Annotated in this window: 15 protein-coding genes; 3 read left to right on the forward strand and 12 right to left on the reverse strand. The window is 33.2% G+C overall.

Translation table 11 applies throughout. From position 1 onward, the window contains the following. Positions 1 to 3 precede the first annotated feature (3 nt). The 12 genes from PXD56_RS15150 to PXD56_RS15205 form a co-directional block, all read right to left on the reverse strand. Entirely contained in the window at positions 4 to 630 is a 627-nt protein-coding gene (locus PXD56_RS15150; protein WP_276494187.1) for a 4Fe-4S single cluster domain-containing protein, read from the reverse strand. Positions 631 to 635: 5 nt separating this feature from the next. After that, entirely contained in the window at positions 636 to 2,456 is a 1,821-nt protein-coding gene (locus tag PXD56_RS15155) for an AAA family ATPase (RefSeq protein WP_276494188.1), read from the reverse strand. A 361-nt stretch (positions 2,457 to 2,817) separates the two neighbouring features. Next, positions 2,818 to 3,201 (reverse strand): hypothetical protein, encoded by a 384-nt coding sequence (locus PXD56_RS15160; protein ID WP_276494189.1) that lies wholly within the window; start codon positions 3,199 to 3,201, stop codon positions 2,818 to 2,820. Beyond that, on the reverse strand, positions 3,191 to 3,466 hold the full coding sequence (locus PXD56_RS15165) for a hypothetical protein (protein WP_276494190.1): 276 nt from the start codon (positions 3,464 to 3,466) through the stop codon (positions 3,191 to 3,193). Before PXD56_RS15165 ends, PXD56_RS15160 begins: the two co-directional genes overlap by 11 nt. Then, on the reverse strand, positions 3,463 to 5,079 hold the full coding sequence (locus PXD56_RS15170) for a CRTAC1 family protein (protein WP_276494191.1): 1,617 nt from the start codon (positions 5,077 to 5,079) through the stop codon (positions 3,463 to 3,465). Before PXD56_RS15170 ends, PXD56_RS15165 begins: the two co-directional genes overlap by 4 nt. Before the next feature lie 37 nt (positions 5,080 to 5,116). Continuing rightward, positions 5,117 to 5,791: a DUF6796 family protein gene (locus tag PXD56_RS15175; RefSeq protein ID WP_276494192.1), complete on the reverse strand. Its 675-nt coding sequence runs from the start codon at positions 5,789 to 5,791 to the stop codon at positions 5,117 to 5,119. Next, positions 5,788 to 6,255 (reverse strand): DUF2062 domain-containing protein, encoded by a 468-nt coding sequence (locus PXD56_RS15180; RefSeq protein ID WP_276494193.1) that lies wholly within the window; start codon positions 6,253 to 6,255, stop codon positions 5,788 to 5,790. Before PXD56_RS15180 ends, PXD56_RS15175 begins: the two co-directional genes overlap by 4 nt. Positions 6,256 to 6,424: 169 nt before the next feature. After that, complete coding sequence (locus PXD56_RS15185; protein WP_276494194.1) at positions 6,425 to 7,696, reverse strand: MgtC/SapB family protein; 1,272 nt, start codon at positions 7,694 to 7,696, stop codon at positions 6,425 to 6,427. An 11-nt stretch (positions 7,697 to 7,707) separates the two neighbouring features. Beyond that, positions 7,708 to 9,390, reverse strand: coding sequence for an ABC1 kinase family protein (locus PXD56_RS15190; RefSeq protein WP_276494195.1), 1,683 nt, complete (start codon positions 9,388 to 9,390; stop codon positions 7,708 to 7,710). A 29-nt stretch (positions 9,391 to 9,419) separates the two neighbouring features. After that, complete coding sequence (locus PXD56_RS15195; RefSeq protein ID WP_276494196.1) at positions 9,420 to 9,635, reverse strand: hypothetical protein; 216 nt, start codon at positions 9,633 to 9,635, stop codon at positions 9,420 to 9,422. A 9-nt stretch (positions 9,636 to 9,644) separates the two neighbouring features. Next, entirely contained in the window at positions 9,645 to 10,457 is an 813-nt protein-coding gene (locus tag PXD56_RS15200; RefSeq protein ID WP_276494197.1) for a universal stress protein, read from the reverse strand. Positions 10,458 to 10,499: 42 nt separating this feature from the next. Beyond that, positions 10,500 to 10,958 carry a hypothetical protein gene (locus PXD56_RS15205; protein WP_276494198.1) on the reverse strand — a complete coding sequence of 153 codons (459 nt, stop codon included), beginning with the start codon at positions 10,956 to 10,958 and terminating at the stop codon, positions 10,500 to 10,502. 275 nt (positions 10,959 to 11,233) lie between these two features. Here PXD56_RS15205 and PXD56_RS15210 point away from each other — a divergent pair, with 275 nt between their 5' ends. From PXD56_RS15210 to PXD56_RS15220, 3 genes are all read left to right on the forward strand, one after another. Beyond that, complete coding sequence (locus PXD56_RS15210; protein ID WP_276494199.1) at positions 11,234 to 11,662, forward strand: hypothetical protein; 429 nt, start codon at positions 11,234 to 11,236, stop codon at positions 11,660 to 11,662. Between the two features lie 182 nt (positions 11,663 to 11,844). After that, positions 11,845 to 12,927 (forward strand): efflux RND transporter periplasmic adaptor subunit, encoded by a 1,083-nt coding sequence (locus PXD56_RS15215; protein WP_276494200.1) that lies wholly within the window; start codon positions 11,845 to 11,847, stop codon positions 12,925 to 12,927. Further along, positions 12,924 to 14,186, forward strand: a complete 1,263-nt coding sequence (locus PXD56_RS15220) for an ABC transporter permease (RefSeq protein WP_276494327.1) — start codon at positions 12,924 to 12,926, stop codon at positions 14,184 to 14,186. Before PXD56_RS15215 ends, PXD56_RS15220 begins: the two co-directional genes overlap by 4 nt. Positions 14,187 to 14,191 lie beyond the last annotated feature (5 nt).

Here is a 14,191-nt window from a genome sequence, read left to right on the forward strand (position 1 = left end):
TTATTACTTTTTGATCACTGCTTGACTGTGCGTTAGGGTTACATTATTCTCTTTACTTGCTTGGGTAATCTCATTCATTCCGTCAACGGGTATGCCTGCCATCCAAATAGTTTCTGGGGTAATATGAAGGTCTAATTTTTTCTCTATAGGATGTTCTAGATATGTAGTGAATTCATTTTTACCTACCGATGTTAGAAAGTGAACCTTTTGATTATCACTACCAAGAAGTCTTTTGGTCTGGCTTTGAGTATGGTCATAAGGTTCAGATATTAATACATCTATCAATCCGTTTTGCACTAGCTTTTTTTCTTTTAATACATCAAACGAATATCCGCTATAGACCAAAATATTCTTATCAAAGGAATTTAAAAATACAAGCAACTCCGTAAGAGGTTTTTCTTGATCAAAAGGTTCACCGCCAGAGATGGTAATTCCGTCACATTGTGGTAACCATGTTTTTAAAACTTGCTTTAAGTCGTTCATGGATACCTTGTTGGTATTAAATTGCCAAGTATCTATAGAAATACAACCTTCACAATGAATAGAACAGCCTTGCAGCCAAATACCTATACGTTTTCCAGGACCTAATGTTGTAACCGGATAGTGCACACGAGAAATATGTATATCCATATAGGTTATTGTTTTTGCAGAATAATTGTTGTGCCCGTACTGTCTACGGTAATAGCAGTAGCTTTTAAATTATCATTAGGTGCAGGGTCAAGACTGAAAAGAGAACGTGAAATAGGGGTAATGAAGTGATATTCTATTTTATTTCTAATACCACGCCCACCATTACTTAGGTCTTTTAAGGCTAATTCTTTTAGACTGTTTTTTACGGAGTCATCTATATTCAAGGTGATGTTCAGTTGTTTTTGTATGGCTTTCAAATGGTTATCAAGCATCATATCAAAAATCATCTCGCCAACATGTGGTCTTATATAGTCAAAAACAATAATATTATCACCAATACGATTTAGAAGTTCAGGCCTATTCAGTTCAAACTTGAAATAATTCTCAATTTCATACTTAATTTTTTCTTGTATGGTAACAAAAGAATCCTCATAAGAAGTATGGGCAATACGACCACCAGTAGGTGTCTTCTTGTAAATTCCTAGGTTAGAGGTGAATATAATGAGGGTTTCAGAAAAATAAACTTTATCGCCACGACCGCTGGTGAGAACACCATCATCTAGTATTTGTAAAAACTTATCCAGTATACGCGGATGTGCTTTTTCAATCTCGTCAAATAATAGAACGCTAAAAGGTTTTTCGCGTACCGCATTGGTAAGTTCACCACCAACATCATACCCTATATACCCAGGAGGAGCACCTAAAAGACGCTGGTCTGAATGCTCTGCACTGAACTCTGACATATCAAAACGGATGTAAGCATTCTCATCGCCAAAAAGTAAACTGGTCAATGTTTTTGCCAATTCCGTTTTACCTACTCCCGTTGGTCCTGCCAAAAATACAACACCTCTAGGGCGACTATTTCGTTTGGAAGAACCTACACCTGTAATAGCTCTTTTGACAATATCCATTATGTGCTGTACAGAATGATTTTGTCCTTTTACTCGAGTCTTAATAAAGGTTTCTCCCTGCACAATTTTCTCTCGGTCTATATTGATCCAAGGGTCTTCTGTAACCCCGATCTTATATCTACGTACGGCATCGGCAATATGGGTTATGGGTATAGATTCTGCTCTTGTAAGCTCTATAATTGCAACAAGGTCTAAAAGTAGTAGGCCTTCTGTTTCATTTACAAAATCGGTAACAATTTTATCTACGTCTTCATCTTGTTTACCAAAACCTTTAATTAGCGTATCTACAAGTCTTCTGCGTACAATGTGGTCTGGTTTTTCTATGGGAATGTGGCGTATTTTGGGGTTGTTTACCACCATCCAATCTGGCAGATCACCTTCTTTGTCAACGATCCAAATAACCGAATTGTAAAATGGGGTAGGCGGATTGCCGTGTGGTCTTGTATTTGTAGTTTGTGAAAGTACGTTTGCAAGACTAAAAGTATCATGCTCCGCTTTTACCAAACTTTCAGGATTCATGAGTAATTGCGATGCAAAATCTACAATCAATGCAATAGGACTTTCCTTGAAGTTGACTATAGATTGAAGAACGTTATTAAAAGTATCAAGATTATTAAAACTAGTAGGACTACTTAGCGGTATGTTCAGCTTGTTGAAAAGGGCTTTTTTCTCATTGGGGTTACCGGTGAAAAAAGGAATGTCAAATCCGTCTAACGGGTTGTAATATAACACCTCTTCATACCCTAAACTTTTAAGTTCAATGTCAATCGCATTTTCTAGCCTATGCCAGTTGAAACCGCCAAAACCATTGTCAATAAGTTGTAAGTCTTTGGTGTTCCCAGAAAGTATAAATTGGCTCTTAAGTGTTACAAATCTTCTAAGGTCCTGTAGCCATCTTACTTTGGTATCTTTCATATATGTTTTGACTTGAAATTTATAAAGCTGTATAAAGGCTTTTTAATTGAACGATATCAGTTGTTTAATATTTTAAATAAAAGATAATAACAACTACGTCAAGTGTACTCAAATATAAATGATTCTATTTGAAAATAGTTTGTGTAACGTAGTATTTAGGTTACGTTTTCACGACAATTAAAATACAGTATGGTAATGCTCTATAAGTAATACATTATCTAATTATGCAATGCATTTAGATTGTAGAAAGTATTAAAGAGATGTTGAAAAATACATTTTAACACTTACTTCTATACTATTAATTTCTCTTTTTTATAGAAGTGGTAGGAACAAAAAACAGCAGATAAAATTTGTGGGACAGTTACTTGTTATTAGGGTATTGAAGTTGGATTTTTTTGAGGATGATAAGTGATGTAAAAATCAGTAATGATATATAGCACATAGGAATTCCAGAATCAGTTTTAGGGCATTCTGCCTTATTAACAAGCTGCATTATCGAAGCCACTAAAGCAATTAGTGCTGCAATAGCGGTAAATATGAAGTAGATAAGATTCCACTTTTTAAACAAATGCGAAACAAAGGGTAGTATAAAACAAATTAAGATAATTAAACAGGCTGGCACAGCCCCAAACTTGGGGCAGCCATTACCTGTTGTAAATTCTGTAATAACAAGGCTACCCGCACCAAAAAGACCAATGAGGAAAAGAATATTTATAATCCAGTATAGATTGATATTAGTTCTCATTTTTAAGAGTGATATGACAAGTAGGACACTCTAGTCCGCTAATTTTACTTTTTAGCTGTATACCTGTTAAATGGGTAACTACAAAATTTTGAATAAAGGCATGTTTACTAGTGTGATTGTTTACTTCAATCTGTAAATCTTTATATTTTTCACGAACTAAATTTCCATATTCTTGGTCACCCCAACAATTTGGGCAAACTCCTTCAGGAGTTATATCAAATTCGTCCGGTCTTTTATGGAACATTTTTTTAAGAGATTCTATCATAATTTTGTTTTCAATTTTGTTACTAATGTATCGTTTGCCTTTAGTAGATTACGTTCTTTTATAACATCTACGACCGAATTAATTTTAGGTGCAATAATCTCGTCTTTGTTACCATTTGAATAGGTTACCGTTATTTTATTAATATTTTGATTTTGTCCTAATCCAAAGTGTATCAATGCGGTTTGATCACTCGCTAATCCCTCACCCGTTACCAGCCAATCTGTATATGTTTGGTTTGGTGTAACAACGGTAACTTTTGCTCCCATAGCTTCTGCGGCATCTGCTAAATCTACTTGTACAAAATTGTTGTTATTTCCTTTATTGATAAAAGCATTTGACGGGCCATCTAGATTGGCCCAGATAAGATCCAAATGACCATCCGCATTGAAATCGCTTACAAGTGCGGTTATACCGTAAAAAGGATTTTCAACACCACTTTCTTTTTCTGTAGGAACAAAGGTGTGGTCTTCTTTTTGAATCAATAATCGTCCTGGTAGTTTAAATATTTTGCTAAAAGGAAAATCCACATAATTCTCTGCTACCATTAAATCTTGTAAGCCATCATTATTCATGTCAGCAAAAGTACATCCCCAAGAAAACTCATAATCAGCAATTTTAGCTTCTTCTGCGGCATCTGTAAATCGAAAGTTACCTTCATTCTTGAATAAAATCCATTTATCATTAAAAAGAGATTTATCCTTAATATCTCCACTTGCCATAAAATTTGGAGCAGTTGTACCAACATTTGAGAACATAAAATCAACCAATCCGTCATTATTATAATCACCAACAGCTAGCCCCATAGGGTAGGCAAACTTGCCAGTTAACGGGTTAGATTTCATTGTAAAAGTTAAATCGCCATTGTTTTTGTAGGTTCTAGCTTCGCCAGTATCATGCACTACAACTAGATCTAGCCATGAATCATTGTCAATATCTACAAGAACTCCTTGAAAAGTGTTGTGTATATAGTCTAAACCGGCAGCTTTTGTAATACTCTTAAAAGAATTATCACCGTTGTTCAATAATAACTCGCTTGTAGATCCATAGTCATAGCGTTCAAATATATTTTGACCCTCCATCAATTCTTTATGGAGGTATGTGGCTAAGAAAATATCTAAATCGCCGTCCTTATCAATATCACCAAGAGTGATTCCTGCAGGGGACGACTTTTTATTTACCGGAGTATTAACGACTGTTTCTGTAAATGTTTTTCCATCATTATAGTAAATTCGAAGACCATCTTCTCTACCAATAATTAAATCTGTAAAGCCATTATTGTCCATATCTCCGGATACAACACCTAATGAGGTAGTAGTGTTTCCTTTTTTAGGTAAGCCAACTTCATCTGAAATCAGTACAAATTCATTATTACGATATGCATAAATGGCATCTTCTTGGTCCATTCCACCACCAAAAAATACTTCATCAATGTTGTCATTATTAATGTCAATAAGGGCAGACGGAGCTAAAGGAAGTGATTTGTCACCAGTGTATTTATGAATACAATCTAAGGGTACACTTGAAAATTCAGGTATTTTATCTGATTCAATACTAACATCGTATTTATCAGAAACTGCATCACGCCAAAATCTAAAAAATACTAAGAGTATCATTGTTAATAGGATTATACCTATTATTTTAAGTATTTTTTTAATCATTATGTAAAGGTTTTAGAAGATTATTTAATTGGTATAGCGATAAGCTAAAAAGTATAAAATGAGTAATATTCATAAGAATTGGTAAAGTATGCTGACCAATAGCAGGAATAGCTAAACCAACTAGGGCTACGACAATTAATATTACAATTGGACTAAAAATTGCCATCCATTTTTTATAGTAAGTACCGCCTTTAAGTATAGCAACAATAAAAACAATGGATAGTAACGCAACTATGACTCTTAGCGCTTGCACTAATACTTCCATATGATTTGTATAATGGGCTAGTAAATCTTTATATACTTCTGGGGACATTACATTTTTAAGATGTACAATGTTGCCTATTGAAGAGCGAGAGCCAATCCATATTCCCCCAACGGCAAAAGCGATAAAACCAATTGCGAGTACCATTCTGGCTAATGTTTCATTGCCCGATCTCAACATTAGATATATATGAATATAGCCAGCAAAGTAAAAGGGTAGACCAATGACTGCTAAAAAATGACCTAAAGACATATGATCTAAGTCTACAAAAGCAAAGAATTCATAATTTTCTGAATGACCCAAAATATTAGTAGAGTAGTGGAGTAAATATTCTCCCATCCCTACCAGAATAGATCCTATTAATCCTAAATAGCCTAAAAATTGAATAGTTGTTTTTGTACTCATGTGGTTGATTTAGAATCTTTGACGAATAATTTTAACAATTCTTTCAATAAAAAATAAAAAAATATAGAAGTGGGTATTATAGTTAAGGCCCAACCCACAAAACCACAGACTAATTCATATGAAAGAGAATTTAGTGTTTTCCAAAAACTAAGATCATAACTTGCTTTTATCGCTTTAAAAGTTAACAAAGTATGTTCCGTTCCAAAAAGTGTTTCGCCAATATTGATAAAAGGAATAAAAAGAAAAGCCTTCATAGGCTCAACCACATAACTTAATACAATCATTATAGGGAGGTTTAATTTGTATTTAACAGCAAGTGCGGTGAGAACTATTGTTGAAATGCCAAAAATTGGAAACAGAGAAACTACAATTGCAACAGTAATACTTAATGACAATTGCCTAGGAGTAAGTCCTTGTTGAAAAAGTGATTTGAATCTGCTCCAAGTTGTTTTAATAAAATTCATTCAATAATTATATTCAGATAAGTTTTAAGTCGTAAACTAGACTCAAAACTTTTGAAACAATTTTGAAAGTAATATTAATTTAATGGATTCTGAATAATGATTTTCTAGAAGTTACTACAGGCGACAATAGTAGCTTTTGTGATTATTTTTAGAACTTAGTAGAACGATGTTATCTAGCGATTACAGCGTATAAAATACCAATGACAATAATGCCAACGAAAGTATAGCCTACTAATTTGCCCGTAATTTTAGAACCTTTGAATACCGAAATGCCCAATTTAACAAGCATATTACTCATTACTGCGGTAACTATAACAGATGATGCCAGTTTAATTTTTTCTGCATCAGAAGCAAATTTTGCCAAGCTTATGGTGATAGCATCCGTATCTGCTAATCCGGCAATTAACGCAGAGTAGTATAGACCACTCTCACCGAAAAATTTATTACTGTAAAAAACGGCAAAAAGTATGACCACATAAATTACACCAAACCAAATGGCATTAAGTAAATTCATAGGGTTGCCTAGCTTAATATTTGTGTCGGGCTTATTGGTATCTTCTCTAATTAATAGAAGGGAAACTGTAAGGCATAGAATTGAAAATATGGCAAAAGGTATGGCTACATATTTAAAAAGTGCGGTATTGAAAATATAGACCAACAAGGCTAGCCTTGGAAACATTATTGCCGATGCTATTATTATACCTGCAGCATATTTTCTAGAAAGTTCAGGAGATTCTACACTACGCGAAGCATAGCTCCAAGTTACCGCAGTACTTGAAATTAGACCACCCAGAATTGCGGTTAATAAGATACCTTTTTTAGAGCCAACAAATTTGACCAGAAAATAGCCTATGAAATTTAAAAAAGATACAATAACGATGATGGATCCAATCTCAAACGGATTAATCAATTCATTAGGACCGTAATTATTATTCGGTAAAAAAGGTAGAATCAATAAAGCTATAATTGAAAATTTTATCAATCCGAAAAGCTCGTCAGATGTAATATTTCTTATAACAGTATGAAAACGAGTCTTTAGAGATAGTAAGGTGACTATAATCACTGCCGTAGCGACTGCATTTCTATAATAATCTGCAGAAACCATTAGCCCTAAAACCAAAGTTGCAATCAATGCGATGTTGGTAGTGAAACTACGCTCATATTCTACAATTTCTTTATATAAATGATTGAAGCCTAAAAAGAAAATGAAAGTACCTAGACCAATAATGGGCAACCAGGTAGAGTAGATTTCAGTAAGGCTGCCAAGGGTGAAACCTAAAATGGCTACAATGGGGAAAGCACGTATACCGGCAAACCCTTTATCTTCCTTTAAGTTATTATATTCTCTCTCTAGTCCTAGAATTAGACCAATACCCAAACTAATGAGTACCCCTAAGATATAAGGATTCAAATACTTGGTGATATTTTCAACTTCATCCATATATTAAATACTTAAAATTGATCATTTCTAAAGATGGAAATTATGATATAAAACCCAAGAATTGCAGACAATACAAACCCTATTGCACCTAAAAGAGGAACGCCGTTAATTAATGGCGGCATTTTAGCCATGACCAATAAAGATGATCCAATGGAAAGTGCTGCGATGATAACGGCAAAGACTAAGCGATTTACAGCCTTGCTAGTTGCAGTTTGAAACTCTTTAAGACCTTTATGTTCATGCACGATTTCTAACTTACCTTCCTTAATTTTTTTTAAGATAGTATTGATATCATCTGGCAAGGTGTCAACTAACGCGTTGATATCTTTTATGCGGTTAAGGTTCTTTTTAAACAGGTATTTTAAGCTAAACCTTCTTTGTAAGATTTTTGCGGTATAAGGCTCTAGATTTTCAGTGATATTAAATTCAGGATCTAGTTTTAACCCAACCCCTTCAATAAGAACAATACCTCTTATCATCATATATAGATAATGGGGAATTATAATTTGATTCTCGTATAGGACAACTTTAAACTGAGACAAGGTATCGCCCAGTTTAATGTTCTGTATGGCAGTATTACTTACACCTTCAAGTAATTGATAGAGGTCTTGTTCTAGTTTTTTATAATCGGGTATATTAGTTCTTATAGCAATGTTTTCTAAGAGTGTAATTATCTTTTTAACGTCTTTGCTGAGAAAATACAGTAATAAGTCGTTTATATATTCTTTTTCATTGGGTAGAATGGTACCCATCATTCCAAAATCTAAAAAACATATTTTTTCTGTTTCCGGAATTATAAAAATGTTACCCGGGTGTGGGTCTGCGTGAAAAAATCCGTAATCTAAAATCTGTTCTATATATAGGTCAACACCAATTTTTGCAATTGCTTTTGGGTTTATGTTTGCTTTTGTAAGTGCTTCAATATTAGAAACTTTTATACCGTCTATAAGTTCCATACAAATAATCTTATCTGTAGAGAGTTCCTTATAAATTTCAGGTACGTGAATATTTTGATTGTCAGCAAAATTTAGGGCAAAACGTTCGGTATTGCCTATTTCTCTCGCAAACTGTAGTTCTTCATTAATGCTACGTTCAAAAGATTCAATAATACGAATTGGCTGAAAAGCTTGCGCCTGCGTACTATATTTCTCAAGACTATCGGCAACCTGCTTCATGACCATTAGATCTGCTTCAATGACTTCTGTAATATGTGGTCTCTGTATTTTTAAAATGACATCTTCACCATTTACCAGTTGAGCTTGGTGTACCTGCGCCAAAGATGCTGCCGCTAAAGGTTCTAATTTAATGGTGGCAAAATACCCGAATTTTTCAATACCTAATTCTTGCTCAACAGTATGTAATACATCAAAGTCTTTAAGTTTGGGAACATGATCCTGCAGTTTCTCTAGTTCTTCTATAAGCTCTAGCGGTAGCATGTCTTCTCGGGTACTGAATATTTGTCCCAGTTTTATGTAGGTAGGTCCTAATTCTTCAAGAACCATTCTAATACGTTCGTATTTAGAAAAAGATAAATTTTTCTGAGTATCTGGGTGGTTGTCCAGATACTTTTTAGGAATTAATTTAAGAATTGGACTATGTGATAACACATCTTCAAAGCCATATTTAACAAGTACATTGAATAAAGTGGTGTACCTCTTTATTTCTTTCTGAGTTGAAATTCTTAATATGGCCATTAGGTTTATAGTTCTGTGTGTTGAAAATTTTAGTTTTCAGCTTTATGTTCTTCCAAATAATGATGTAACATTTGTTTTAAGCTTTCTAGGTATTCTTGCATGACTACCTTGTCCATATGCGGGTGTTGACTAACAGGCAGGGTCATTGGATTTTCGTCTAAGGAACGGTATAGTTCTGGGTAGTTAGTTTCTATATTGCTAGTAAGCTGGGTAATTTCATTTAATACTTTATGTAACTGTTTCATATTTTTATTTTAATTATTTACTTGTGGTAGAACCAATAATGGAATTTTTATTTTAGCACTTAAATTTTTAATGATATTCTCTCTTAAAAGTTGTTTAAAAAAACCATGTTTTGTTTTTAAAATTACCATGGTATCAATATTCTGGTTTTCCTTTTCGATTTGATAAAGTGTGTACGCCACATTGTCTTGTAGTTCAATCTCAAAAAAATGATGTTTAGTTTTTTTTAATTCACTTTTTAATAATTCTTTGTTCGAGATTTGTTCATTGCTTAAAGTTTCTTCAGTTTTAACATGCGCAATGTTTAATGTAGTTTCTTTTAAGTTAACCATTTTTAAAACAGGAGATAACTCGGCATTAGTAAACGTATGCTTATAATCGGTTGCTAATACAATTTCCTTTGCACTAGAGTTCTTATATTCTGGAGGAACAACTATTAAAGCAGAATTTTCTAGATGCTCAATAAGATCTAAAGCATTGCTACCAATAAAAATTTGACTGAGAGCAGAAGATCCTTTAGTACCAATTATAACAAAATCGGCATTTATGATATTTTGGGTATGGTTAGTCAAATTTATAACCGATTCGGTTTTTAAAATTCCTTCAAAATAGAAGTCTTGATCTTCATTTTGCAGCTCTAAACTTTTAATTAAAATATCTAAAGATTTTTGAGTGGCAGATTTAGACATTTCTGAAGAAGGCGCGTTATGGTAGCCATGAAGAATGTAAAATGTGCATGTTTCATTCTTAAATAAATCAAGAGCGTAATCAATTGCTTTTTGAGCGTTTAAAGAAAAATCTGTTGGAATAATAACTTTTTTCATAGTAGAAAAGCTTTGAGTTTTAATAAGCAAATAGTTTGGAATTTATACTCTTGTAATACCTAATCGTTTTATCATTTCTTCACCATCAATTACATGTTCGGTGATAGCGAAAACTTCTTTTCTGTTCGTTCTAAATTGTTTTACAAAAACTGCGATTTCATCTTCAAGTTGCTCATGTTCTGTTCTAAAAGTATGAGAATCATACGCAAATGGGTTATCTATTAATTCTGCCAAATGATGCAAGTGGGTATCAATTCGTTTTACCAATGAATCGCACTTCTTATCCGTATCAATAAGGCTTACTTCTATTTCACGCACCATATCAATATTATCTTTCTTAGAAATCCACATAAAGTATTTATCTATTAAGTGATGTAGGAACTTTAAATCTTCATTGTAAAAAGCCATATCAGATTTCCAATGTTCCGTCAATACATAAAGAGATTTCCAGTCTGCTTCATGAATGTAGTTGTCTTTAGGTCTGTTTCTAAAAGTGCTCATTTCTTAACATTTTAATTATAGCATAAAGTTATAATCCATAGCCTTAAAAAATAATGACCAAAATCATATGAAGTATAGACTAACAAAGTGTAGAATTTGTAGTAATAATGTAAAAAGATGTCAATTTGATTAAAAACCAAGATATAAACCGAACAACCTCATTTTTAAGTCATAAGACAATTATTTGCATGAAATAAAAGAAAAATGACTAATTTAAATTTTAGGTTGAATTTGATCAACCCAAATAGGTTAATACACCTTTTATAAAAATAAAGATGGTTGAAGAAAATAATGATAATGTGTTAGCGGATGAACAATCATTATCACAAGAAAGCACTGTAGTTCAGGAACAAGGTGTAACAATAGTTGATGCAATCCAGAATTTAGAAGCAGATTTAGATGCTGAAATACTGCCTGAAAAAACAAAAAAGAAGAATGCTAAGAAAAAGAGCACTTCTAAAAAGAAGAAACGAAAAAATATAAAGTATAAGTCAAGTACATATAAATTAACTAAAAAGATGAAAGCAGAGATTAAACAGGTAACTAAATCAGCAAAGAAAGTAGAAAGTCTTAAAAACAAACTGAAAAAAGCGAAAAAGAAAAATGCTAAGAAAAGCGAAATAAAAAAAGTGAAAAGTAAGTTGAGCGCGTCGGTCAAAAGACTGAAGAGCAAGAAAGCAAAACTTAGAAAAGCTTTAAAATAATATATGAAAAACCGAGATGAAAATCTCGGTTTTTTTTGTTCAATATTTGATTGACTATATCTCAAAAGACTGCATAAGTAATAGATAATTGAGATTTATAGGTTGATTTTATAAAGCATGATATTACTCATATCATACCTAAAAGATTTCCTGTTATTTTGAATTATAATAATCTATAATTCATGAGATATCTGAACATTAGCGTACTATTTCTACTTTTTCTTTCTTGTGGAGAAAAACAAGAAAAGGTACTACCCCAAAAATCTCAACTAATATCTTCTGTTTATGCATCTGTTACCATACAACCAGATAGTATATATCAGGTTTATGCAGTAGTAGCCGGTATTTTAGATGATAATTTAGTAGAAGAAGGAGATTTGGTCAAGAAAGGAGATGCTATTTTACAGATTAATAATCGTACTCCCGTTTTAAATTCAGAAAATGCGTATTTGACTTTGCAACAGTCCAAAGAAAATTTTCAGGGTAGTGCCGCTATTTTAAAAAGTATAGAAGATGATATTTATGCAGCAGAATTGAAGTTCAACAATGACTCTATAAATTTTGCTAGACAAAAACGGCTTTGGGAACAGAATATAGGATCTAAGGCAGAATTTGACAATCAGAAGTTAGCGTATGAGCTATCAAAAAATCAACTGAACCAACAAAGGTCAAATTATACCAGAACAAAGAATGACTTGGAAACTGCTCTGCAGCAAGCAAAGAATAGTTATTCATCCTCAAAAATTACCGCAGAAGATTATACCATTAATAGCAAGATTAACGGCAAAGTCTATGCATTGTTTAAAGAACCGGGAGAGTTGATCAATACGCTAGAACCATTAGGTGCAATTGGTAGTGCTACTCATTTTAAAATAGAAATGTTGATTGATGAAGTAGATATTATTAAAATTAAAATGGGGCAGACTACCTTAGTAACTCTTGATGCTTACCCAACAGAAGTATTTACGGCTACTGTAAGTAAAATATATCCGCAAAAGGACGAAACATCACAAACTTTTAAAGTAGATGCAATTTTTGAGAATCAGCCCAAGGTATTGTACCCTGGTCTTGCCGGTGAGGGTAATATTGTAATTTCTAAGAAAGAAGATGTACTTACCATACCTAGAACATATCTTATTGACGGCAATAAAGTTATGACCGAAGACGGTACGGTTACCGTTGAAGTAGGTGCTGAAAATTTACAAAGAGTAGAAATTATTTCAGGTATAACCGAAAATGATTTGCTTCTAAAGCCTGTAGAATAATGAATTGGCCTGTTATACTAAATATCGCCAAAACCCATCTTTTGACCAAGATGAAATCTACTGCAACTGCAGCCTTGGGGGTAACTTTTGGCATTGGTGCTTATATAACTATGGTAAGTTTTATGACAGGTCTTAATGATATGTTAGATAATTTGGTGCTGAACCAAACTCCTCATATTCATTTGTATAATGAAATAGAACCTACAATAGACCAGCCAGTTTCCTTGTATGAGCAGTTTAATAATTCCGTACAAATGGTCAGTTCAATTAAACCTAAAAACGGACAAAAAAAGATTCATAATGCGCTGCCGATCTTAGATCATTTAAAACAGATGGATGAGGTAAAAGGAGCTACTGCTCAGGTGCGTGCACAAATCTTTTACCTATCTGGTTCTATTGAATTGTCAGGTAATTTGGTAGGTGTTGATATTATGGAAGAAACTAGACTTTCAAATATGCGAGATTATATCATAGAAGGCTCTCCCGAGGCTTTGAACAATATGGATAACGGTATTTTATTGGGTTCTGGGCTAGCTAGCAAAATGTCTTTGCAAATTGGAGATAGAGTACAGGTCAGCACAACTAGAGGCACTGTATTTCCATTGAAAATAGTGGGTATATATCAAAGCGGAGTGGCAGATATAGATAATTCCCAAAGCTATTGTAATTTAAAAACGGTACAGCGAATACAAGGAGAGGCACAAAATTATATCACTGATATCAATATAAAATTGAACAGTATTGAAAAAGCCCCAATTTTGGCAAAAGGTTTTGAAAAGCAATTTGATGTTACCGCAACTGATATTAACGAAGCTAATGCCCAGTTTGAGACCGGTACAAACATTCGTAACTTAATTACCTATGCTGTATCCATAACCTTGTTAATAGTAGCAGGATTTGGAATATATAACATTCTAAACATGCTTATTTATGAAAAAATGAAAGATATAGCCATTTTAAAAGCTACAGGGTTTTCAGGTAAAGATGTGCAATATATATTCATGAGTCAAGCTATGATTATAGGTATAGTCGGTGGCGTTCTAGGCTTAATTTTAGGTTTTGTACTATCGGTCATCATAGACGGTGTTCCTTTTAAAACAGAGGCTTTACCTACTATGACCACCTATCCGGTTCATTTTAGCTCTATGTTCTATATTATAGGAATTGTATTTGCACTCATTTCTACATTTGTAGCGGGTTGGCTACCATCTATCAAGGCAAAACATATTGATCCGGTAAAAATTATTAGAGGTACTTAAGACAT

The sequence above is a fragment of the Maribacter zhoushanensis genome (assembly GCF_029350975.1).
Classification (GTDB): domain Bacteria; phylum Bacteroidota; class Bacteroidia; order Flavobacteriales; family Flavobacteriaceae; genus Maribacter; species Maribacter zhoushanensis.